The sequence below is a fragment of the Floridaenema flaviceps BLCC-F50 genome, from assembly GCF_041929275.2.
GTDB lineage: Bacteria > Cyanobacteriota > Cyanobacteriia > Cyanobacteriales > Aerosakkonemataceae > Floridanema > Floridanema flaviceps.
In genome coordinates this window covers 1463831-1487582 of record NZ_JBHFNR020000002.1, presented here as the reverse complement: position 1 = coordinate 1487582, position 23752 = coordinate 1463831, and the positions used below count along the sequence as shown (strand labels likewise).

Sequence of the window (23752 nt, the reverse complement as noted above, 5' to 3'; positions counted from 1 at the left end):
TGACAATTGCCGAAGTATTACTTCTTTTTTTGTCTTTTGTTTTAATTTTTAATGATAAAAAATTGCCAACAATGCCCCAATCGGAAAAATTTTTTGTAACTATTGATTAATTTAAAAGCAATTTTTTCCGAGAATTATATAAAAATTAATAATTACAGCTATTAACAAGATTTATAGCATTTCCCTTAGCTTGTGAGGAAACTACCCAAAAATTGGGGTAAATAAATTTAACTAGTTTTCCCGAAAATTACTATTTCTGAAAAAAAACACCCTCAAAACTAGCGATCGAATTTAATTAACTATTACCTTAAAACTCAGGACAAATCTGATTAAAATTGAAAAACTTTTCCTTGGTCTTGCTCAGACAGTGTTTTTCCATAATATTTTATTTAAAGCTAAGGGCTGTGGTATATTTGGGAGAAATTTAAGAGGAGCTAAATCTAGAAGGAGTTTCAACAGTTAGAGAAAGCTTGAATAATATTTCCTTAGCAATACCTAGTTAATGTTAATTTGAGTGTGAGGAAGCATGGCTTATTTCAACCATTTTTCGGAACCATATTATCTGGCTATTTACCCAGATGTTAAGGCATCTGTATATACTTCTAAAAATTTCTCTTCTGGATTCGATCACTTTTTATCTTTTGGTCTACAAGAAGGTCGCACCTCTGTATCACCCTTTTTTAGTGAGGAAGGCTACTTAGCGCTATATCCAGATGTAGCAAGGGCAGTAACATCAGGGTTCGTTCGTTCTGGAGTCGAACATTTTGCCTTATATGGTGCTAATGAAGGACGTTACTCCCCCATAGGCACCTTTGACTCAGAACAAGTTTATTTACAGAGAAACCCCGATGTAGCAGCAGCGGTAAGACAAGGGGTGTTCCGTTCTGGGTACGACCACTTCCTGCAACTAGGACAATTCGAGGGTCGTGTACCAGGCTCGTTTAATGAACGGGATTATCTCCTGTTTAACCCAGATGTAGCAGCAGTTATCGGCGTTCCTGACCAAGAAACTGGTGAGATAACTTTTATTTCTGGTTTTGAGCATTACGTTCAGGTCGGACAGTTTGAAGACCGACTTCCTTTGTTTAGCGGCACTCGTGGTAATGACATTGTAACCAGTTTTGGCGAAAGCCAAACTCAGCTGATCGGGGTTGAGTATATACCTTTATCTGCCACGACAAGCCCATTTGATTACGTACTGGGAAGCACCGGACTTGGTGAAATCGATATCCTAATCGGTGGCGCACAAGAGAATTCATTCTTGCTAGCTCTCAGAGGAAACCGACAAAATCCCAACCCCGTGCAATTGTATGTTGGTGGTGGCAGTGCTGACTATGCTGTAATTAGAAATTTTGTCAGAGGTGCTGACGAAATCCAATTATTCGGTTCGATCGACAATTACACGCAGCAAGTTAGTGGTCGCAATCTGGCTATCTTCACCAATAATGGAGATCTCGTTGCTATTGTGGAAGGCATAAATACTCCTTTGGCTACGGTTTCTACTTCAGCAGACGGCTTTTTCTTACTCGGTTAGTAACCATTAGCGACCCTACAGGATCAGCAGATATATTTTCCTACAGCTAAATCTAGAAGAGATTTCCACAGCCAGATTATGCTTGAATAATATTTATCAAGCAATATCTAGTTAATCTTAAATAGTGTGAGGAAAGCATGGCTTATTTTGAACACTTTGACGAAGCATTTTATCGGGCTAGTTATTCAGACGTTAGAACAGCTATAAATACTCCCCGAAGTTTCGTTTCTGGATTTGAACACTTTTCGCTTTACGGTCTAAACGAACGCCGCACCCAGGTATCACCCTTTTTTAATGAGGGAGCTTATTTAGCGCTATATCCAGATGTAGCAAATGCTGTAAGATCGGGAGTCTATCGTTCTGGAGTAGAACATTTTGCCTTACGTGGTGCTGATGAAGGACGTTACTCCCCGATAATCACCAATGACTCAGAACAAATTTATTTACAGAGAAACCCCGATGTAGTAGCAGCGGTAAGAGCGGGGGCATTCCGTTCTGGGTACGACCACTTCCTGCGAAAGGGTCAATTCGAGGGTCGCGTACCAGGCTCTTTCAATGAGCAATCTTATCTGTTGCGGAACCCAGATGTAGCAAGAGTTATCGGTGTTGCCGATCCCACAACTGGTGTTGTAGAGTTTAATTCTGGTTACGAGCATTACATTCGGTTCGGACAGTTTGAAAACCGAACTCTTTTCTTTAGCGGTACCTCCGGTAATGACGTTGTTACCAGTTTTGGTGGCAGCGGAAACACAAGTTTAGTAACAGGGGTTAACTATGTGCCTTTGTCGGTAAACCCAATTGATTACACTTTCAGAAGTACTGGAGTTGGTGAAATCGATACTCTAACAGGCGGCTCAGAAAGAAATCAGTTCACGCTAGGTTTCGGTAGAAGCCCATCAAATCCCAACCCCGTGCAGTTGTATGTTGGTGGTGGCAACGCTGACTATGCTCTGATTCGCAACTTTACTAGAGGATTTGATACCATCCAACTAACAGGTTCTATTAACGATTACAACCAACAAGTGAGTGGTAACAACCTTACCATCTCGACCAGAAATGGCAACGATTTAGTAGCCATTGTCGAAGGCATCACATCCCCCCTGAGCTTAGCTGGTGCAAATGCTGTCAATACTACCACAGGTGTTTTCGTAATAAATTAGAACATTGAACTTTAAGTAAACTCTAAGTAAAGGTTCTCTAGTTCGTGGAAATTTAGGACAGAGATATTTTGGCGGGAGTTCTTGAGGACTCACCGCCTACTTAATTTTTTATAATTAAATAATGTTTATGCAACCATCTGATATTTTAATTCTTTCTAATGGCCCCGGAGAGTTAGCTACTTGGGTGCGTCCAGTGGTTAAATCTTTACGGCAAGTTTTGGGAAACGATCGCTCATTACACCGCATCTCCCTAATTTTATCCCCCTGTCCCAATGCTAGCGGCAAAGAAGTGGAAATTGCCCAAAGTTACCCGGAGATCGATCGCATCCAAGCCCCCGAACACTTTTTCTCCTTTCTCTTAACAGGTAAAACCGCTCAAAATTGGGATTGGCGAAAAAATGGCGTAGTTCTCTTTTTAGGTGGCGATCAATTCTACACTGTAATTATTGGCAAACGCTTAAATTATCGCACCGTTATTTATGCCGAATGGGACGCACGTTGGCATCAATGGATTGACAGATTTGCCGCCATGACACCCAAAATCATCGCTAAATCTCCCCAAAAATATGCTGATAAAATTACCGTAGTTGGTGATTTAATGGCAGAAGTTCAGAGAGATGGGGAGATGGGGAGATGGGGAGATGGGGAGATGGGGAAAAAAGTAGAATTGATTGGGTTGTTGCCGGGATCGAAGCCTGCTAAATTGGCTCAGGGTGTGCCTTTGGGTTTGGCGATCGCTCAACAAATCCACACCTTAAGACCAACCACCAAATTTATCATCTTTGTTGCTCGAACTTTAGATGTTCAAACCTTAGCTAAATTCGCCGATCCTCAACAAAATCCTATCATTAAAAAGCTGGGTTGGTCAAGTGGTGAATTAGTCTTTTCTCCAGAATCAAATCAATATTACCTCAAAACAGAAAGCGGTTTGACTGTAGAATTATGTACAGAATTTCCCGCATATAAATTATTATCTCAATGCCGTCTTTGTCTGACAACAGTAGGAGCAAATACCGCCGAATTAGGTGCTTTAGCCCTGCCAATGTTTGTCTTAATTCCCACCCAACAATTAGACGCAATGCGAAGTTGGGATGGTTTACCAGGGTTATTAGCAAATGCGCCCATAGTCGGTTCTATTTTTGCTAAATTAATTAACTGGTTAGTCTTACGAAATAAAAAATTATTTGCTTGGCCTAATATTTGGGCAAAAGCCGAAATTGTTCCAGAATTAGTGGGAAATTTACAACCGGAAACTGTGGCTAAAATGGTGGTAGATTATTTAGAAAACCCAGAAAGATTGCTTGAAATGAGCGATCGTCTCCGAGCCATCCGAGGACAATCAGGCGCAGCCAACAAAATCGCCCAAATAGTTCAACAAGAGTTAGCAGAAGCCAGAGGCGTACAGGAGAATGGTGAAATTTAACTCTCCTTGTCACCCTGTCACCTTGTCCCTATTTCATCCCATCTCGGCGACCTAATTCATAAATTCCACAACCAACACAAGCCAACATTCCCATACTAATCGCCCAACTGCTACCTAAAGTAAGTTCCACGCCATAATTACAGAGTCCACCAGCTATTAAAAAGGGAACAATACTAAAGATAGATGCGTAAAAAGCGTTTTGTGATTCCCTAGCCCGACGAGTCTTTTCAAATTCTGATTCTGAAGTATAGAGACTGCGTTCAGCAAAGTTGAACCAGCGTTTCAATTGATCCATAATCCATTCGCTGAACTGCCAAAAGCCTAAATATAAAGCTAGTGACCATAAACCAGCACCAGCGATCGCAGTAGTATTAATAGTTAAGCTGAAAGGAAACAAGTCATTGAGCATAGTATCAACTGCCAAACTGAAAGTGAGAAGGGATTTCAAAAGGGAAATTTTAGAATACTCCAAATTGTAACGGAATTTTCCCTAAAAAGCTTTACATTAACGCAGCTAATAATTATCTTCCCCAACTAGCAGAATGTTTTGTTTTGGACAAAGGACAGCTTGGCGGTTAAATCCCGCTTCCAACTTATTAAGTCTGTAAGAATTATCTTGACCATACAAATCTCTTAGCTGTTCAGGATTCAAGCTCTGTTTTTCAGCAGTAGATAAACATTCAGAGGAAAATTCCCATTTCCAATCCGGGTGATTTTTTATCTTTTCGATCAAAGCCTGTGTTTCCTGAGATGTTAACCCTAAAACAATAGAACTATATCCCTCGCCAAAGAAATTACTTGCAGACTTAATCTCTATAACTTTGGCATTTTTCGGCATATCTATTTTTGTAATCTGCTTCACTCGTTCTTTTAGATTAATCCGAATATCAATCTTATTGATTTCATCTAAAAACGGCGTAAACAAAATTGTAGCGATCGCCAAAACAAACAAAATCGCCGCACCAGGGATGACTAACAACAATACTTTCAATGGTTTCATGATGATTCCTAAAAATTAAGCCTGGTGTAGAAAAGTCGATCTACCCAGGCTCATGCTGTTTAAAGAATTTATTAACTTAAAGTTGATCCATTTGTCTTTTTAGTTCTTCCAAATCCTTATCAACTGCCGAACTTGAAGGACTGCTCCCAGAAGTAGTGGTAGATTGAGTAGTACCAGGCAAAGCCGCTTGATTAGGAGCAGAGCCAGCCAACTGAGCCTTCATCCTCATCAACTCATCATCAACATCGCTACCAGCTTCCAAAGCCGCAAATTGCTGTTCTAAATTGCTACCAGTCAATTCCTGCGCCGACTGAGCACGAGCTTCCATCATCAGCACTTTTTCTTCCATGCGCTCAAAAGCGCCCATTGCTGTGCTCGTACCCAGCTTACCAACAGCATTTTGGATTTGCTCTTGTGCCTTAGCAGCAGCAATCCGAGACTTGAGCATATCCTTCTTAGTTTTAGCTTCAGAAATCTTGCTTTCCAAAGCAATCAAATTACGCTTTAGGGTATCTACAGTAGTCGTTTGCTGATCTAAAGTGCTTTTTAGAGCAGTAGCAGTTTCAGTTTGAGACTTTTTCCGTTGTAAAGCTTCTCTGGCGAGATTTTCATCACCTTTAGTTAAAGCCAGCTGAGCTCGTTGCTGCCAGTTATTGGCTTCAGTTTGAGCTTGATTATACTGTTGCTGGGTGCGTTTTTGAGTAGCGATCGCCTGAGCAACTGCTTGACGCAACTGCACCAGGTCTTCCTGCATATCAATAATTGACTGTTCTAGAATTTTTTCCGGGTCTTCAGCCTTACTAACTACATCGTTCAGATTGGCCCGGACTACTCGGCTAATGCGATCAAACAATCCCATAACTTTACTTTTCCTTTCGGGGTGTACAAGGGGCAATTAAAACAGACTGTTGGCAAGATTCTAACCTGAGCGAGAATTCAGTTGGCTATCTGCCAAATTAATTCAGCCACCAAACAACTATATAAGTTCAAGTGTAAGTCGCTTCTTCCAGGGAATTACACAACAAATTAACATCGTGACTGAAAAAAGGCTGCCCTAAATCCAGTGTAACTACTCTAGACAACAAGCTTGTCTGTCCAATTTAGGAATTCTTCAGCCGAAAGCTTAGTTGTTCTCATTCTGCATCAAAACCTAACTTTTTGGCAGCAGCGGACTGACCAGCCCCAGGTAACTGAGTCTCACCATGACTAGCAATTCTTTGCTTCATTTCGGCTAACTGGGTATCAACATCATTTCCCGTTTCCAAAGCCGCAAACTTATTTTCTAACTCCCGGCTGCCCATATTCTCAATTACCTCTGAGCGTGCTTCCAATTGCAAAATCTTCTCCTCCATGCGCTCAAAAGCCTGGAGAGTCCCACTAGGATTATATCTATCCAACAATTCATTCATTTTCACTGCCGCCTGAGCCGATCGCGCACGAGCAATATACATATCTTTCTTCATTCTCGCCTCAGCAATCTTGCCCTCCAAAGTTCTCAGGTCTTGCTTGAGCTTAGTAATAATAGTGTCTTGAGAAGAAAGTTGCCCTTGTAAAGCTTGAGAAGTTTCCCAGTAAGATTTACGTCGGACTAAAGCTTCTCTAGCTAATTGTTCATTTCCCTTTTCTAGCGCCAATTGAGCGCGACTATACCAAGAATCAGCATGATATTGAGCATGATTAACATCTCGTTCCGTGCGTTTTTTAGTCGCAATAGCCGCTGCTACCGCTTGTCTGAGCGCAATCAAATCCTCCTGCATCTCCAGAACCGCCTGTTCCAGAATCTTCTCAGGATCTTCCGTCTTATTAATTAAATCATTCACATTTGCACGAATCACGCGCACGATGCGATCGATCAATCCCATCACCGCTGCTCCCATAAATTCCTAATTCTTATGCTAAGCCCACTGAGCAGGGGAGCAGGGAAGCAGCGGTGCAGCAGTGCTCTTTTGAGTTTTTCCCTAACCCCTAACCCCTAACCCCTAACCCCGTCCTAGTCCCCAGTCAAGAGTCCCCGACTAAAGCCGATAGACTCTTGCCGAGATTCCCTGCTTTCGCAAATCCTGCACTTTCTTTTGCGCGGCTTTTTCATCAGGAAAAGCAGATAATTGAATTGCTCTACCTTGACTTAGTTGGCGTACCAAAGCCTGTGGCGCAACTTTGCGGGCTTGGGCTAAACTGCGATCGCCACCATAAGACACGATCACCAAAAACTTATTCTCAGCCTTCTTCGTAGCAGTAGGCTTTTTCGCCGGAGTTTTATTAGTAGCCGCTGCCTTCGGTGAACTCACAACTCTCGGCGCAGTCGTCGGAATCGGTGGTTGTCCTAGCTGTGAAGGAAGAATACCCGATTGCACCGCAGGCGGGATCAAAGCCGAAGGTAAATCCAACCTATTAGTAACCGCCGGACTGGGTAACGGCGCAGGAGGATTTACAGGAACTTGAGTTTTTGTTGCCCCCGGTACCACTTGACTAACAGCAGAACCCCTTGGATTCACCGTACTTAGCGTTTTCAGATTCAATTCCACAAACTCTTGTTCCGATAAATTAGGCGTATTCGGAATTCCACCAGCATTCTTGCCACCAGAAGCCGCTGTTATAGAAGCATTCTCAGACTGCTTATTTCCAGCCAAATGGCTAATCGTAGCCGGATTCATCGCCACATAACCCAAAGTAGCTGCTCCCACCAACAACAGCAGCATCGAACCAATCCCCAAAGGAGTCATCAGCTTATTATTGGGGGTTGCCGTTGATTCAACAAACTCATCATCATCGAGATTTTTCAGCAGCGCTTCCGACGATTGTAAATACTCATCCGGCAACTGTTTCGCCACCGCAGGGTTTCTGTAACCCAGACTAGGACTTGGCAATTCTAGTTTTGCTTCCCCTGCCACAAAAGCTTTTCCATTCAATACAGTTGCAGCAGTAGCAGTTTCCTCACCATCAGGTAAAGGCGTTGTGTTTACCTCAGCTAAATCATCATTTAATAACGGCTGCGCCACAAACTCTTTTACTGGCAAAGTAGGTACTTGTACCGAGCTTTCCCGGGCAGGAACAGAAATCAAATCCAAACCTTTGTTACCAACATTACTCCTAGTCGCACCTCCCTGACGCACTTGTTTGATCGATCGTTTACGGCGGTACTGAGCTATTTCTTCCTCTAGCTGCACATCTAAACAGCTAAGTACACCCTGAACCACCGGAGAGCAAGGTTGGTTCAGGGTTGTTTTTGGCAATGGCTCAACAGGTGAAAGCTTACTCATGGCTAAACTTCTTCGGTAGTAAGGACAATTATCGTAGATAAAACTGCAAACTGTTGCTAGTTCAGCTTATACAAGTTACTCTATGACCGCGTACAGTATGACCTACCTGAATTTTCCTACCAAAAGTAACCTCCGATTAGACAACCTCTAGAATCCCTTCAACTTTAGTCAGGAAAGTGTCAATTTACACTCAGTATAGACCGCATCTCTTACTTAAGTATGATTTTTATTAATCAGAGATTTGCTGTAATTTACACTAACTTAACCTAAATTGGCTTTTTTGGGTCGGTAAAACTAGCGAACAACACAGAACTATTCCCCAGTATTTACCCGATCCCCAAATACCATTTCTCATTTTACTAGATAAAGTAACTGAAAAAACTTTCTTGAGCAATATTCCGGCATAAGTTTATTTATAAGTGTAATCTCTAGAGTAAAGACATTCAACTATGATAAGACAGCCACTTGAGGTTTGCATTGATCCCGCGTTTGTTCTTATAGAGATTAACCGAGTTCTCACTTACATTATGTATAAGTTTATTAACGTAAAAATGAAGAGAATCTAAAATTTAATTTGTCTTTGGGATCGCTAGAACCCTGACAGGATAAATATTTGAAGCCCAAATTTGTCTTTTGGCAATTTGCGATAACTAGATCAGAAATAAAGTTCCGCAGCGATCGCTGCAAAGAAGTAGAGAAATCAGATGGCGCTCAATCCTGTTACTTCAGCCTGTAAGTCTTGTCGGTTTTACACCCCAGAAGGAAGACGTGGTGGAAATTGCCAACAGCTTGGTGTTCCCGTTCGAGGTGGCTGGAAAGCCTGTTCCTTAGCTCTACCTCCGTTCGCCACATCTTGGGAAAGCTTAGAAGAAATCTTCAATTTGCAGAGCGAGGTAGTAAAAGTAACAGAGGTCATGCCCATAGAAGCTATTCAACCTTCTGGGCTAGAGGAGCTAGAACCAAGCTATGTTGACAGCTACAAAGCTTCACACATTGAAACAATGTCTGTTTAACTATCTAACCTGTTTATCACTTAAGAAATAAAAATTTAGTAAATCACAATTTGTCCTTTAAAGTGCATCTACCCCCAAATAAAATCGCACCACCCTTTTGTTCAGGAGGTGCGATTTTTATCATTAGAACAGGGAACTCCTCAACAGGGAACTCCTGAACAGGAAACAGCAGAAGGCTCAAAGACAGAAGGTAAGAAAGGGTAAAGGGTAAGGAAATCAATTCAAAGTCTGTAAACGGGTTTCTACCTTACCATTCTTGTGCAAAATCAACAGAATTTCGGGAGTTCTTCCTCCGTCAACGGGAGAAACAAAAGGTTCACCCTTCAAAGGTATTTGGGTCCGATCTAAGTAAATTTGTGCTACTTGTCCTCGCGGAGTTACTTGCTTAATCGTACCGTCAGCATTTAGAGCTAAAGTGTACTCAATTTGATCTTGAGTCAAACTAGAAGGTGGTTGCCAGCGTTGCTGAAAAAACTGTCTCGCTTCCGCCACCTGTGGTATTTGATCGAACAGAGAATTACTATTGCTAGCATTCCCCGCAGAGCTATTTTTGGGAGTAGTGTCAGCACTCAAAGCCGCCATAGTCGAAGTCCCAGAAGTTTCCGTAGCTGTAACTTCCGAATCCTTTTTATCTAATATTTCCGTAGCTTGACCATTTTGCTGTGCTCTGAGTGTATTAGAAAGCAAAGATTCAGCAGTAGAATTTCCCAATTGATGACCTAATCCAGCCATCTGAGGATTTTCCTTTGGCTTTAGCGTTGCGGTGGGAGTAGGCTTCACCTGAGTCTGAGTATTTGGCTCAGAAGCAGAAGCTAGGGGATTTATAGCTAGTGGTGCAGAAGGTAGGGGAGTGGCAGCTAGTGGTGTAGTCGAAAGGTTGGATAGTACTGGTGATAGTGGGGCTGGTGTTTGTCTGGGAAACATCTGTACAACAGTTGGGCTAGGGGGAGTACTTCTAGTTTGTGGAGTACTTCTAGTTTGTGGAGTACTTCTAGTTTGTGGAGTACTTCTAGCTTGTGGAGTACTTCTAGTTTGTGGAGTACTTCTAGTTTGTGGTGTTACTTGAGCTATTGGTGTGGGATTGACAGATGGTTTTTTGGTGCTAGCCGTTGTGGGAGTGTTATTCACAGGGATACTAATTGTTCCCTGTGATGTAGTAACGGGATTAGGAGGAACGCTGGGTACGCTAGTAGGTGTGCTACCAATGCGATAAGTTCCTAGTGGCAATCCTCCGGGGGGAGTCGGAAGTGGGCTATTATTTCCTGTCGGGGATGTGGGAGTGTTAGGAGCTACCGCCACAGTTGGGATTTGGGTAGGAGTAGCAGGGGTGCTGCTTCCTAGCGGTGGTGTAGCAGTAGGGTTAGGAGTTTGGTTGCCTAGTAGTCCGGGTGGAGATGGTAGAGTTTGAAGCGAAGTTGTAGGTGGAGTTGCTACTCCAGGCGTTGGGGCTGGTAAAGGTGAGGGAACAGCAGCAACTTCTGGTTGTGGCTGTAGCGCATTAGGATTGGTTTGATTTGGGTCGGTTGTAGTTGTAGGGTTAATAACGGCAGGAGTAGCTTCTGGAGGGCGTTTCCCTTGGTCTAGCATTTTGGCAATACCTGCGGTTAAGCCAACTGTTACTGTTACCATTGCGGCAGAAATTGCCCAGTAGGGAGGAAGTTTACGCTCAGAGGTGCTGCGGCTATTGGGTAAACCTTTTTGTTCGGCTTTGTATTCTTCCAGGGCTGTGGCTAAGTCGAATAATTGCAGCAAACTAAGGTTAATTGCTGACCCTGATTCTGGGGTAGCTAGAGAACCCAGGAACAAATCGTGGGAAAGTAAATTGCGAGGCTGTAAGTAAATGCCGCTATTTGTTTTCGGGAAATGCAGGTTTTGGGGGGGTAAATTGGTTGTGCTAGGGGTAGTGATTGGTTGATAATTCTCTTGGGTGGGATGAGACTGGTCTGTTTCGGCTATTTCGGCTGTTTCTGGTGGTTCGCTGGGGATATCCTGCTGGCTAGAGATGGTGATAATCTCTTTTGACTCTGGGTTTAACTGAGTTATTTCGCTTTGTGTTTCGGCTTCGGTGGTGGTTGGTGTTTGTTCTTGGGTGGTGAATAGTGAGTGCCATCCGGGGAAGTTTTCGGGTTTTTCGATTAAAAAATGCTGGATGTAGGCTTTTACTTCTTGGTGAAGTGTTTCTAATTGGTCTTTGTTACCCTGAATGGTGATTCGCTTTTCTTCAGGTAGTCGTGGATCGTCGAAGTTGAGGGAAAAGTTGAGGTGTTTATGGACCGAACGACCAAAAGAGCGAAATAGGGGTGAGCTTTGGGAAACTATTTCTAGGGTGCAGGTAGGTGGGGTGTAGCGTCGCAGAACTGAGTTGGAGGACATAATGGCAATTTTTGAGTTTTGAGGTTTGAGTTTTGAGTTTTGAGTTAATTAGTGAAAACTCAAAAGTTTTGGAGTTTGTGGTTTATTAGCGTGTTTTTTCTAAGAGGGAGTACCAGAGGCGCTGATGTCCGCTGGATGTACTGTAGAAAAGTAAATCCATGATTTTTTTAAGTGCTTGTTGAGTTAAAGCATCGGGTGATAATGTCTGTTGGTGTTTCATGCCCTCAGAGTATAGCTTGCTGAAGGTTTTGATGTAGTCGTCTAGCAAACTGGAGGTGTTAAGTTGTCGTTTTTCTTCTGTTAGTTGTTCTAGGAGGGCGACGGCACGACGAATTAGTTCTTGGTGTTGTTTGGCTAGATGGCTGATAATTAAGACTAGCGATCGCAAATCTTCCTCATTCAATCTTTCACTCTCCTCTACCTCAACACTTTCACTCACAGGCTGGTGTCTTGACCACAGGTTAATTCTCTCCTGGGCTGTTGATTGAATATTTAACGCATTTGCTGCTGCCAATATTGCCTGTTCATCAACTCCGGCTAATGCTTCCAAAGCTATAAAAATTTCATCCAGTTGGCAATTCATGTTGTCCAACTGCACTGGGTCTAATGAGGAAGTTAAGGTTAATTCCTCTCTTTGGCTAACTAGTCTAGGCGATAATCCTTTTAATTGCATAAATCCACAGTGGGAGACAACATAAAGGAATTTTAATGAAAACTAAAGGGAAGGCAACAGGGCAGAGGGGCACAGGCGCAGAGGGGAAAGGCAAAATTAAATTCCCCTTGTCTGCCAGTCCCCAGTCCCCAGTCCCTAGTCCCTAGTCCCCAGTCCCCAAATAAATCAGCAAATTTTAGCAAAGTTGCGACTACATTTCTCTTCTCTGGCTGGTTTCGACTAAAATCTTAAAATACTGCAAAAGCTTCCCTTTACTGCCGCAGTTTGACCCTATTTCAACACGGCTCATTCACTATGGCTATTGGCTACCTCGCCCTTGTTCTTCATGCCCACTTACCTTTTGTGCGGCACCCTGAGAGTGATTATGTCTTAGAAGAAGAGTGGCTTTATGAAGCCATTACAGAAACTTACATTCCTTTGTTACGCATATTTGAGGGATTAAAACGAGACGGTATTGATTTCAAAATCACGATGACGCTGACACCGCCTCTGGTGTCAATGCTGCGTGACCCTCTGCTACAAGAACGTTACGATCATCACTTAGGCAAATTACAAGAACTGGTCGAAAAGGAAATCGAACATAACCGTCATCATGGTCATCTCCTGTACTTGTCAGAGTTCTACGCTAAGGATTTTCAGAACACTCGCGAGTACTGGGAACGTTATGACGGCGATTTGGTGAAGGCTTTTAAGCAATACCAAGATAGCAATAACTTGGAGATCATCACTTGTGGGGCGACTCACGGCTACTTGCCTTTAATGAATATGTACCCGCAAGCTGTTTGGGCACAAATTAAGGTTGCTTGCGAACATTACGAGGAAAGTTTTGGTCGTCCGGCTAGAGGGATTTGGTTGCCTGAATGTGCTTATTATTATGGTTTGGAGCGGATGCTGGCTGATGCTGGTTTACGCTATTTCATTATTGATGGGCACGCGATGCTTTATGGTCGCCCTCGTCCGCGTTTTGGGACTTATACTCCGGTGTTTACGGAGTCGGGTATTGCGGCTTTTGGTCGGGATCATGAGTCTTCGCACCAAGTTTGGTCTTCTCAGTTGGGTTATCCCGGCGATCCCGAATATCGGGAATTTTACAAGGATTTGGGTTGGGAGGCGGAATATGAATATATCAAGCCTTATATTATGCCCAATGGTCAGCGCAAGAATACGGGGATCAAGTACCATAAAATCACTGGTCGGGGCTTAGGTTTGGGAGAGAAAGCCCTTTACGATCCCTATTGGGCGCGGGAAAAGGCTGCGGAACACGCGGGTAATTTTATGTACAACCGCGAGCAGCAGGTGAAGCATTTATATAATGTGATGCAGAAAAGACCGATCGTACTTTCTCCTTATGATGCGGAATTGTTCGGTCACTGGTGGTACGAAGGGCCTTGGTTTTTGGATTCTCTGTTTCGTAAGACTTGGTATGACCAAAGTTCTTATGAAATGACTCATTTAGCTGATTATCTGCGGAAATATCCAACTCAACAAGTGGTTCGGTTGGCTCAATCTAGTTGGGGTTATAAGGGTTTCCATGAGTATTGGTTGAATGAAACTAATGCTTGGATTTATCCTTATTTACATAAAGCTGCTGAAAGAATGATTGAGTTGGCTAAGCGGGAACCTGCTGATGAGTTGGAATGGCGGGCTCTAAATCAGGCGGCGCGGGAGTTGTTGCTGGCGCAGTCTTCTGATTGGGCGTTTATTATGCGAACTGGGACGATGGTTCCTTATGCTGTGAGGCGGACGCGATCGCATTTGATGCGCTTTAATAAGCTTTATGATGACATCAATGCTGAGAAAATCGATAGCGGTTGGTTACAAAAAGTTGAAGGAATAGACAACATTTTCCCCAGTATTAACTATCGCACTTATCGATAGATTTAATTGCTGTTTTACGGTTGGCGAATGCTACGACAGGCTACGCAAAAGTGCTTTCTTGACATTTAAAATTTAAGCAATTGGGTTTCTATTTCATTGCCAGAAACCCAATTTTTTATCAGCGGAGATTGTTAGAAATTCGTAGAATATGCGATCGCTCTAATTTTGCCAATCAAGAATTAGAATCAGAACTGTTACGAATACGTTCAACAAACTCAGGATAATTATCTAAATCTTCGGGTGATTCTAATGGTGGCATTTCCACCCAGGTAGCTTCTGCGTGTAGTTTGTCTACATAAGCATAAAACGCTTCTCGATCGTCTCGGTGAGCAAGAACGTAAGCTTGTAAATCTTTCTGACTCATTGCTTGGAAATTAGGTTTGCTCATCTTACATACCTCCATTGACCGTTGGGGTAGGTCTCAATAATATTTTCGTCACCAGCCAAAAAGAAAATATTGCCTGTGCGATCGTCTATTCGCACTATGTTAATAGGCAAATACAGCTTGCTGAACCAAACACATAAATTAAAGCATTGTGTTTTTTGCTCTGGTGTAGGAATTCTTGTCACGCTACGATCTACTCTAATCAATATTAAGTCTAACACTGAAGTCTTTCGATAAAAAAGACGGGCAAATTACCCGTCTTGTTAGTTATTTTCCCAATAGACTCGAAAGCCAAATTTAGAAATTCATTTCTGCGGCTTGTACTTTTTCGATTTGTTTCTTCTTCAAAACGAGGAAAGTTTGGGAAAGCATAATTGCTGCAAAGAAAGCCATTAACCATTTAATGCGATTAGGATCTTGCAGAACAATTTCGCCGTCATCTTGACCAAAACCACCAACGTTGGGATTATTGGTTAAAAGTGCGCCTGCACTTACGGTTTCGCCTTCAGTAACGATTAATTCAGGGCCAGCAGGAATAGTTTCGGTTACAGTTTGACCAGATTCGGTTTTAATGGTTACTTCGTAGCCACCATCTTCAATTGTGGCAATCTTAGAGATTGTGCCAGCAGCCGAAGCATTGTAAGCGTTATTATTGCTCTTATCACCTGTGGGGTAAACTTGTCCGCGTCCGCGATTTCCGCCTACGTGAACGGCATATTTACCGAAGCGAATGTTTTTGTCAGTTTTCGGATCGGGAGAGAGGACTGGGAAGACAATTTCTTGATATTGATCGCCGGGTAATGGCCCGATGATGACAACGTTTTCTTTGTCTTCGCTGTAGGGTTGATAGTATAGCCCTTCGACTTTTTCCTTCATTTCTTCGGGAATGCGGTCTTCTGGGGCAATTTTGAAGCCTTCAGGTAACATTAACACAGCGCCGACGTTTAAGCCGCCTTTAGAACCATCACCCAGTACTTGTTGTGCTGAGGTGTCGTAGGGGACTTTAACGACTGCTTCAAATACTGTGTCTGGGAGAACGGACTGAGGAACTTCGACTTCTGTGAATTTAGCTGCGAGGTGACAGTTAGCGCAAACAATGCGTCCTGTAGGTTCGCGAGGAGTTTCTGGTGCGGTTTGTTGCGCCCAAAAGGGGTATGCAGCAGCGGATTGAGGTACGACAAGATCGGAGGTCAGGAAAAGTCCTACGGTGGCGATCGCCACTAAGAACATTTTGGCGATCGCTTTTTGGCTATTCACCAAGGTCGCCGTTAAACAAGCTTTTTTCATCTGTTACAAATAGATCCGTGACAAGCTTTTAATCAATACATTGAAGGCTTCAATTCGTAAATTTTAGATTTTTGACTTGCTCAATCAATCGAAAATCCCAAATCTAAAATCTAAAATTTCTATGCCCACCAAGGTTCTTCACCAGTGCGGAAATCGGTTTCTGTCCAAGGTGTAAAGCTAACTTTGTCATCTTCTACCTTGGCGTGAACCAATGCTAGAGACAAAGGTGCAGGGCCTCTGACTACCTTACCAGTGCTGTCATACTGGGAACCATGACAGGGACATTTAAATTTGTTTTCGGCGATGTTCCAAGGAACGACGCAGCCTAAGTGAGTGCAGATGGCGTTGATGCCGTAATCTGCGATTTGCTTGTCTTGTGTCACCACAATGTAAGTGGGATCGCCTTTGAGTCCTTGTGCCAAAGAGCGCTCGCCTGGATTGTGAGAACTCAGGTATTCGCTTGCGGCGATCGCATTGCCCAAAGCATCTTTAGCAATTACGCCGCCACCAGCACCACTTTTAGTTGGAGGAATAAAGTATTTGACGACTGGATACAGTGCCCCCAACGCTGTTCCTGTGATAGTGCCGAAAGTTAGAAGATTCATAAACTGACGACGACCCATATCAGGCACGTCAGCAGATCCCGAAATTTGAGCCATAACCTATGCTGGAGTCTGTATCTTTTAATTAACAACCTTGTAGTTCACACCCCAAAACTTTTCAGAATTGGGATGGGGAAGTGTAATTTCCCGTGAGGGCAATCTCCCAAAAATCCTTTGAGAAACTGGTTTACAACTTTCATCTGGTATTATTACATTTTTTGATGCCCCTCTCATAATTTCTTGACATTAACCGATAAAGCCTTTAATTATTAAAGTAGGTCATGACCGGAGAAAATTTACGTCAACTATTGCTCAATAAGTGGGGACGCTCTTACGATATACAATTAAGGCGGACTCAAGGCAAAATTTTTGTCCAAATAATGTGGAAGTATTTAGAGCAAGCTTCCTTCCCCCTAACGGAAGCAGAATACATGGCACGTTTAGATACGGTGGTCAGCTATTTGCTAGCCTGGGGTGCCACCTTACAAGTGCAAGATTTTATTGAACAAACACGCGATCGACCCCGTTTAGGCAAAGCGGTCAGTATTCCGATAGATTTAGGCGAACTTTCTTCAGAGTGGTTGATTGAGGATATGTAATGCTGATTTTTGCCTAATTCCTAAATGTTCATTACTAGAAGAATGTCAAACATGATACAAAAAATTGATGTACAAGAGTCATTCGCCACACCTGTTAAACCAAAGGAACCGATTCCTTGGCGAAGACTGGCGACGGGTACGATGTTTGTATTGTTGGGATTGGCGGCTGCTAGTATCGGAGTTAGTTTAATTTCCTACCGACTGGCACATTATATTGTCGAAAATGGCTTAATTAATGGTCGGACTACGGAATTACGCTCTCCGATAGATGGCAATGTGAAAGCTTTTTATGCAAGACCGGGTGTATTAGTGCGATCGGGACAAGTATTAGCCCGCATTGGTGTCGATCCGAGTCCTCAGCAAGAACAAATTCGCCTGCAAATCGAACGCACCCAAGAAGAGCAAAAACAACAACAAAATCAGTTTCAGCAAGAACGCTTGCAAATTGAAGGGGAACTACAGACTAACCTCAGCCAATTAGACTCTGCTCAACAAACTCTAGCAATACTGAAAAGTCAATTATTAGACCTAGACCAACAGTATAATTCGCTAGGTAAGGTGAATGTACAACTGGCCCAAAAAGAAGTAGCTCAAGCTAGTGCAGCTTTAGAGGCAGTAAAAGCGAAAGCGACTGCGGCTCGTTTAGATTATGAACGCTATGCACAGTTAGTCAAAGATGGCATTGTCCCGCAGCAAAAAGTCGATCAACTACGTTTTGCTTGGCTCTCAGCAAGCGCCGAAGTTCAACAAGCACAAGCAAACTTGACCGCTGCTAAAGATTCTTTGCAAGCTTTCCAAACAGGCGTAACCTTGAATAACAACAGCACCAGCCTGTTGGATCAGCGCACTAAGTTAATGCAGTTAATCCAGACCCAAACGGTGCTAGTTACTACACTAAAAACCCAAGTAGATAATAGCAGGGAACGACTCAAGCAAACTCAAGCGTTTAAACCAAGTTCAATTCTACAACCAGTCAGCACGACTAGACGCTATATAGCTAGACAAGATCACGAAGTAGTTGCACCAACTGCGGGAATTGTTTACAAGACCGATCGCGAAGCTGGAGAACAAATCAATCGCACAGAATCGATCTTGACCATGTTAGACTGCAACGAACTTTGGGTAGAAGCAGTAGTCCCCGCCAACGAAGTCAGCAATTTGCAAATGCAGAAACCCGTTAGCGTAGAAATAGCAGGTTATCCCGAAATTATTGCCGGAGAAATTGACTTAATTCAACCTATTAGCGGTCAAGGTATCGCGCAACAATTACCATCTACTCAGGCGCAAGCTCTCTCACCGAGCGTCCCTCCTAATTTAGCAGGACAGCCTCTAGCAAGAGTCACAGTCAGAATTCCGCCACCACCCCAATACAGCCAATCTAACCAGTTTTGTGGCGTGGGACAGTTAACTCGTTTAACTTTTCAGAAAAAATCCTTCAATTTACCCAACTGGCAAAGCTTGGGATTAAGTAATTTCCGCTTACCTGGTCAAAGTTGATTGGGGACTAGGGACTGGGGACTAGGGACTGGGGACTAGGGACTGGGGACTAGGGACTGGGGGGATGGGGGGCTTACCTCCCCACCGTTCGGACTTCGGCGTGAGCGAGAGTCGAACGCTGACGGCTCACGGAAGTCTCCCTAACTCTCTATTTCTGTACCTCTGCCTGGGAGCCGATCCAAATAGAAAAGGGATTAGGTAATCTTACAGATCTGCACAGACTACTGTCTGAAAGCCATCCTTAATAAGCACTTCATCCCTGTATAAACATAGTATTCATTTTAACGCATCTAACCAGAGAAGCCAAATCTTTTTCAGGCTACCAGCCCAAGCCGGGATTAGGGAAGAGGAAATATTCGTTTCCTCTTCCCTTTTTTGAGCAAAATTTTCTACTGAAATTTATTTTAATTTTGCTGTATAAAAGTTTATTGGAGTTCCTAATCCGAAAGTACAAATTTTCCAAATAAAGGATAGAAACTGAGCATAAACTAAACCAGTTAATATTAACTATAAATTAGAAAAATCTACCCAAAGGAACAAATTGTGAGAAATAATGTTATTCTTACTATAGTAGTAAATCTCGCCATAAGCTCATCTATAAATTATTTTTTCAGGTTTTCTAGACTTTCTCATACTCCGGGTGATTCGTAAACCTAATTAAATGGCAAAATGCGTGAGTTCTCAGGGGTACTAGTCCTGCTCGCCTGATTATCAGGGAAGTACAGCCCCCAGCCCCAGTCCTTAAACCAGGGTTTCTTAGTAACTTGATTTCGGTCTTACATCTGCTGAAAGATAGATTTAATTTGCTAATTATTCGCAAATTTATGCTGAAAAAAATCCTTTGTCAAAGATTTTTTGTGCTGAAGTTATTGTTTTTTGGTAATATTAAAAAATAGTAAAAATCACATTTAACTATTTGCGTAAACTCCCTTATGCCTTAAGTAATAGTGAAGAACATACTGTCTGTAATCTAGTGTTTTAAAGTACTTTAATTGTGGATTTATTATGAATCAGTCTTAGCAGGAAGAAGCAAAATATATTTTTTTCATGAAGAAGCAGAAAAAAGTTAACTATAGGTAAAAAAATCCAGTAATCTTACTTCAGGTACACAACAAACAGTCTGAAACTAATCAGACAAAACATTTCATCCCTGTATAAACATAGAAAAGGTGCCATTATGCGAATTTTAGTTTGGGGCTTAGGATACGTAGGTACAGTCGTATCAGCTTGCTTTGCCGAAATGGGTCATGAAGTTATTGGTGTAGAAACTAACAGTGAAAAAGTGAAAGCTTTTAACGAAGGGCGGAGTCCGATCGTGGAACCAGAACTAGATGATTTGATTGCTACGGGAATCAAAAAGGGCAACTTGAAAGCAGTCAACAGCGGCAAGGAATTTGTACCTTGGGCAGATGTGTCATTGATTTGCGTGGGAACACCTAGCGCCCCAGACGGTTCCCCTGTGATGACCTACATCGAAAGTGCGGCCCGTGAAATTGGCGAAGGATTAAAAAATTCTGACAAATATCATGTAGTGGTATTACGGAGTACAGTATTTCCCGGAGTTTCCCGGAATCTGTTAACTAAAATCGTCGAGAAATATTCTCAAAGCAAAGCAGGAGAAGATTTTGGTATAGCGATTAACCCGGAATTCTTACGAGAAACCACAGCTGTGAGAGATTTTTACGAACCACCTTACACAGTGATTGGAGAATTAGATCCTGCTAGTGGTGATTTTGTAGCGGCTTTGTACGAAAGTATTAAAGCACCTATTTATCACGTTGGTTTGGAAGAAGCGGAATTGTTGAAGGTGATTAACAATTCGTTCCATGCACTGAAAGTGGGTTTTGCTAATGAAATCGGTCGGATTGGTGATGCTTTAGGTTTGGACAGCCATGCGATTATGCAATTGGTCTGTGCAGACTATAAGCTGAATATTTCACCGAAGTATTTGATGCCGGGATTTGCGTTTGGTGGTTCTTGCTTACCCAAGGATTTGCGATCGCTAGCGTACAATGCACGTCGTTTAGGTGTAGAAGTACCAATTGTCGATTCGATTCTGCCTTCTAATACATTGCACATTGAGGCAGCACGAGTTAAAGTTCATGAAATGAAAGCCAAGAAGATCGCGATTTTGGGCTTAAGCTTTAAGGGTGGTACAGATGATTTGCGGGAAAACCCGATCGTGGCGCTGATTCGTGATTTGTGGCGTGATGGTGTGCCAATGATGGTTTATGACCCAGATGTGCAAATTGATAAAATGTTAGGCAGCAATCTGGAGTATTTGGAACGGCAGTTACCCCAAATTCATCAGTTGGTAAGTTCGGATTTGAATCAAGTGTTGACGGAATGTGATGGAATTGTGCTTTCTAAGCAACATCCTGTGTTTAGTGCCGCGATGTCTTCACTTTATGGTCGGATGCCTGTTTTAGATTTGTCTCGTTGGGAATTGCATTCGACTACAGAGGTCGAGGAGTCAGTTATTTCTTTAGTTGCTGCTGCTTAGTGTAGGACATTTCTAACAGCTGATGAGGGTAATTCTTCTTCCTGTGCAATTGTAATTCGATCGCCACATCCGAAACAGCCGAGTCGAGAACTGAGGGCTAGAAAGCCATTATGAGTAAATCTGCAAATCTTTGGACAACAGCGAAATTTTACCTCAATTTACTGGCATTACTGTTGATCTGTGCCTGTGGATTTGCTGGACTCTATTACTTAAGTCCTCAGCTACAAATAGCAGTCTATGGTGAATGGGCAGCAGTAACAGTAGGAAGTTTGGGTGCTGTTCGCTGGAGTTGGTTTGGCTTTCAGTTACTTCGGAGTTGGTATTATCGCAAATGGGTATTTGCTCGTTGGCGACGCAAAGCTAACAGAATACCCTTGTCAGAATTACCCACAGCTTGTTTGATTGCACCGACTTTTAGAGAGCAACCTTGGATTACAGATAAAGTATTTCGGGCGATCGCAGATAATGCAAAAAGTCTGATTAATCCGACAATTGTGATTGTAGTTACCACGCCCGAAGAAATTGAAGCGATCGGTAAAATCCTCGACGAAGAAGACCCAGAACACAAGTACATTAAATATCTGCCCATGCTTGACCCAGCTGGGGGGAAACGCAAGGCATTAGCAGAAGGTTTAAGATTACTCGCTCGTTCCAACCCACCAAAAAACACCATTGTTGGTTTAATGGATGGAGATGCAGTAATTAATCCGGGTGTCCTCAAAGGTTGCTTACCATTCTTTAATATGTTCCCTAAAATCGGTGCATTAACTACCGATGAACGTGCCACAGTTTTAGGTTCCAAGTTTTTTGAAGAATGGTTATTTTTACGATTCGCCCAAAGACATTTGTATATGTGTTCGCACGCACTTTCTAAGAAAGTGTTGTGTTTGACAGGTCGTTTCTCCTTATTTAGAGCCGAAGTTGCACTCAATCCTAGCTTTGCCGATTTGCTAGAAAAGGATATGCTCAACGACTGGTTGTGGGGCGAATTTAAATTCCTGTCTGGTGACGACAAAAGTACTTGGTACTGGACGCTAAAAGCTGGGTACGACATGATGTATGTGCCAGATGCGATGGTTGATACGATCGAAACCATCTCTGGTTCTGTACCGATGCGTGCTTATCAAAATATGCGGCGTTGGTTCGGAAATATGCTACGTAATGGTAGTCGTGCCCTTGCTCTTGGCCCAAATAAAGTTGGTTGGTTTATTTGGTATTCTATTCTCGATCAAAGATTGAGTATTTGGACTTCTTTGATTGCACCTGGATTATTAATTCTTTATGCTCTCTCAGGTCAGTGGATAGAATTTGGTTTAATCTTTTTTTGGCTTGTCTTTACCCGCGCTTTGAGCTTAATCATCTTTTCCCTGGGTAGAGATGATTACCTGCGACCAATTCACATTTTATATATGCCTATTTCCCAGTGGAGTTCATCACTGATCAAAATTTATACCCAGATGAACTTGGCAAAGCAAAAATGGTCTAATCGTGGCAACCAAAAGAGTGATATTGCAGGTACAGGTTTTGGTAAATGGTTGAAACTGAGCACTTCTAACTTTCTTTACTACGCACAGTTGTTTGGCTTTACCATTTTCTTATGCTCAATGGCTAGGGTGTTCAGTCCAGCTTACGATCTTCCGAATTTTGTGTGGCAGGTTAATGTGCAAGCTAAACCGACACCAACGGAAATTGTCGAAGCTATTGACTACGGTGTTATACCTAATGATGGTAAAGATGATGGTGCGGCACTGCAAAAATTGATTGATAATTTACCTAAAAAAGGGATAATTCAGATTAATTTACCCATTGGTGAATTAGATTTGTTCCGTCCTGTAGAAATTAACCACAGCAATATCATTATTAAAGGTCAGGGTGCTGGACGCACAGTAATTAAAGCTCATGTAACTGAAAAAGTTCCCGACTCTTTTATAACTATCAAACCAGCAAACATTACTAAAGATGTTAAGGCTAGTAATTCCAATATCGGGACAGTTTCAGCAGCTAACTCATCTATTGGCAGATTACATAATATTGAATTGAGTCGTTTTTCTCTGCAAGTTGTTCCCCCGAAGCCAGAATCAGAGTTGAACTACAAAGTAGACAGTATTGTGCTAGAGCGAGTGGAGAAAGTGACGCTGAAAAATATTCAGTTTGAACAGAGTCAGCCTCACGCTTTAGTGCTCAACAATACCCAGAGCGTCCATGTGGAGTATATAGCTATAGAGGGCAATCGGAATTGTGTAGATTCTGGAACAGGAAATGATCTGGCACAAAATCTCTGTTTAGATGAACAAATTTCGCAAAAGAATGCGGTCAATACAATTATTAAAGGTGTAAATCTCCCCGGAAAGTTATCTTGAAAACAATTTGTCAAGTCTTTCGACTAAGTATTGCGAACAAATGGCTCTCTTGTACTTAGGGCGATCGATAAAGAGTGATTAATTTCTGAAAGGCTTGATCTGTAAGGAATCCCATTGGTAAGCGCGATTGATTAATCGCCCGTACAGTCCTCTTGGGGTTTTCCACCGTTCGACTGAAGCCACAAGTAAAAGAGAGCCTGGTTGA

The 23752-nt window shown here is 42.6% G+C and carries 20 protein-coding genes; 9 read left to right on the top strand and 11 right to left on the bottom strand.

The genetic code is table 11. The annotated features are described in order from the left end of the window. Window positions 1-526: 526 nt before the first annotated feature. From ACE1CI_RS26760 to ACE1CI_RS26750, 3 genes are all read left to right on the top strand, one after another. Entirely contained in the window at window positions 527-1534 is a 1008-nt protein-coding gene (locus ACE1CI_RS26760; protein WP_413263215.1) for a hypothetical protein, read from the top strand. A 137-nt stretch (window positions 1535-1671) separates the two neighbouring features. Beyond that, on the top strand, window positions 1672-2694 hold the full coding sequence (locus ACE1CI_RS26755; RefSeq protein WP_413263216.1) for a hypothetical protein: 1023 nt from the start codon (window positions 1672-1674) through the stop codon (window positions 2692-2694). Between the two features lie 127 nt (window positions 2695-2821). Continuing rightward, window positions 2822-4117: a glycosyltransferase family protein gene (locus ACE1CI_RS26750; protein WP_413263217.1), complete on the top strand. Its 1296-nt coding sequence runs from the start codon at window positions 2822-2824 to the stop codon at window positions 4115-4117. Between the two features lie 28 nt (window positions 4118-4145). Here ACE1CI_RS26750 and ACE1CI_RS26745 read toward each other — a convergent pair whose 3' ends face one another. The 5 genes from ACE1CI_RS26745 to ACE1CI_RS26725 form a co-directional block, all read right to left on the bottom strand. Beyond that, window positions 4146-4526 carry a hypothetical protein gene (locus tag ACE1CI_RS26745; RefSeq protein WP_413263218.1) on the bottom strand — a complete coding sequence of 127 codons (381 nt, stop codon included), beginning with the start codon at window positions 4524-4526 and terminating at the stop codon, window positions 4146-4148. Between the two features lie 105 nt (window positions 4527-4631). Then, window positions 4632-5117 carry a hypothetical protein gene (locus tag ACE1CI_RS26740; protein WP_413263219.1) on the bottom strand — a complete coding sequence of 162 codons (486 nt, stop codon included), beginning with the start codon at window positions 5115-5117 and terminating at the stop codon, window positions 4632-4634. Window positions 5118-5193: 76 nt separating this feature from the next. Continuing rightward, window positions 5194-5976 carry a PspA/IM30 family protein gene (locus ACE1CI_RS26735; RefSeq protein ID WP_413263220.1) on the bottom strand — a complete coding sequence of 261 codons (783 nt, stop codon included), beginning with the start codon at window positions 5974-5976 and terminating at the stop codon, window positions 5194-5196. Between the two features lie 274 nt (window positions 5977-6250). Next, on the bottom strand, window positions 6251-6979 hold the full coding sequence (locus ACE1CI_RS26730; protein ID WP_413263265.1) for a PspA/IM30 family protein: 729 nt from the start codon (window positions 6977-6979) through the stop codon (window positions 6251-6253). A gap of 153 nt (window positions 6980-7132) precedes the next feature. Beyond that, window positions 7133-8377: an SPOR domain-containing protein gene (locus ACE1CI_RS26725; RefSeq protein ID WP_413263221.1), complete on the bottom strand. Its 1245-nt coding sequence runs from the start codon at window positions 8375-8377 to the stop codon at window positions 7133-7135. A 704-nt stretch (window positions 8378-9081) separates the two neighbouring features. Between ACE1CI_RS26725 and ACE1CI_RS26720 the strand changes: the two genes are divergently transcribed. After that, window positions 9082-9390: a hypothetical protein gene (locus ACE1CI_RS26720; RefSeq protein ID WP_413263222.1), complete on the top strand. Its 309-nt coding sequence runs from the start codon at window positions 9082-9084 to the stop codon at window positions 9388-9390. Between the two features lie 216 nt (window positions 9391-9606). Here the strand turns inward: ACE1CI_RS26720 and ACE1CI_RS26715 are convergent, their stop codons facing one another. Next, window positions 9607-11763 carry a DUF4335 domain-containing protein gene (locus ACE1CI_RS26715; RefSeq protein ID WP_413263223.1) on the bottom strand — a complete coding sequence of 719 codons (2157 nt, stop codon included), beginning with the start codon at window positions 11761-11763 and terminating at the stop codon, window positions 9607-9609. A gap of 85 nt (window positions 11764-11848) precedes the next feature. Beyond that, window positions 11849-12436, bottom strand: a complete 588-nt coding sequence (locus ACE1CI_RS26710) for a DUF3038 domain-containing protein (RefSeq protein WP_413263224.1) — start codon at window positions 12434-12436, stop codon at window positions 11849-11851. Between the two features lie 294 nt (window positions 12437-12730). On the opposite strand from ACE1CI_RS26710, the gene ACE1CI_RS26705 reads away from it, so the two are divergent. Beyond that, window positions 12731-14314, top strand: a complete 1584-nt coding sequence (locus ACE1CI_RS26705) for a glycoside hydrolase family 57 protein (protein WP_413263225.1) — start codon at window positions 12731-12733, stop codon at window positions 14312-14314. Between the two features lie 172 nt (window positions 14315-14486). Here ACE1CI_RS26705 and ACE1CI_RS26700 read toward each other — a convergent pair whose 3' ends face one another. The 4 genes from ACE1CI_RS26700 to petC all read right to left on the bottom strand — a co-directional run bounded on the left by ACE1CI_RS26700 (window position 14487) and on the right by petC (window position 16645). Beyond that, window positions 14487-14702, bottom strand: coding sequence for a DUF6887 family protein (locus ACE1CI_RS26700; protein WP_413263226.1), 216 nt, complete (start codon window positions 14700-14702; stop codon window positions 14487-14489). Beyond that, entirely contained in the window at window positions 14699-14884 is a 186-nt protein-coding gene (locus ACE1CI_RS26695) for a DUF6888 family protein (RefSeq protein WP_413263227.1), read from the bottom strand. The genes ACE1CI_RS26700 and ACE1CI_RS26695 overlap by 4 nt, the downstream gene beginning before the upstream one ends. Window positions 14885-14996: 112 nt before the next feature. Further along, window positions 14997-15986, bottom strand: coding sequence for a cytochrome f (petA, locus tag ACE1CI_RS26690; RefSeq protein ID WP_413263228.1), 990 nt, complete (start codon window positions 15984-15986; stop codon window positions 14997-14999). 119 nt (window positions 15987-16105) lie between these two features. Beyond that, window positions 16106-16645 carry a cytochrome b6-f complex iron-sulfur subunit gene (petC, locus tag ACE1CI_RS26685; RefSeq protein WP_413263229.1) on the bottom strand — a complete coding sequence of 180 codons (540 nt, stop codon included), beginning with the start codon at window positions 16643-16645 and terminating at the stop codon, window positions 16106-16108. Between the two features lie 224 nt (window positions 16646-16869). Here petC and ACE1CI_RS26680 point away from each other — a divergent pair, with 224 nt between their 5' ends. The 4 genes from ACE1CI_RS26680 to ACE1CI_RS26665 all read left to right on the top strand — a co-directional run bounded on the left by ACE1CI_RS26680 (window position 16870) and on the right by ACE1CI_RS26665 (window position 23547). Further along, window positions 16870-17187 (top strand): DUF3067 family protein, encoded by a 318-nt coding sequence (locus tag ACE1CI_RS26680; protein WP_413263230.1) that lies wholly within the window; start codon window positions 16870-16872, stop codon window positions 17185-17187. Window positions 17188-17238: 51 nt separating this feature from the next. Further along, complete coding sequence (locus tag ACE1CI_RS26675; protein ID WP_413263231.1) at window positions 17239-18684, top strand: HlyD family secretion protein; 1446 nt, start codon at window positions 17239-17241, stop codon at window positions 18682-18684. Window positions 18685-19861: 1177 nt separating this feature from the next. Then, the gene (locus ACE1CI_RS26670; RefSeq protein WP_496615842.1) at window positions 19862-21187 is read left to right on the top strand and encodes a nucleotide sugar dehydrogenase; all 1326 of its coding nucleotides are present in this window, start codon (window positions 19862-19864) and stop codon (window positions 21185-21187) included. A gap of 110 nt (window positions 21188-21297) precedes the next feature. Beyond that, window positions 21298-23547 carry a glycosyltransferase gene (locus tag ACE1CI_RS26665; RefSeq protein WP_413263233.1) on the top strand — a complete coding sequence of 750 codons (2250 nt, stop codon included), beginning with the start codon at window positions 21298-21300 and terminating at the stop codon, window positions 23545-23547. Window positions 23548-23752: the final 205 nt, after the last annotated feature.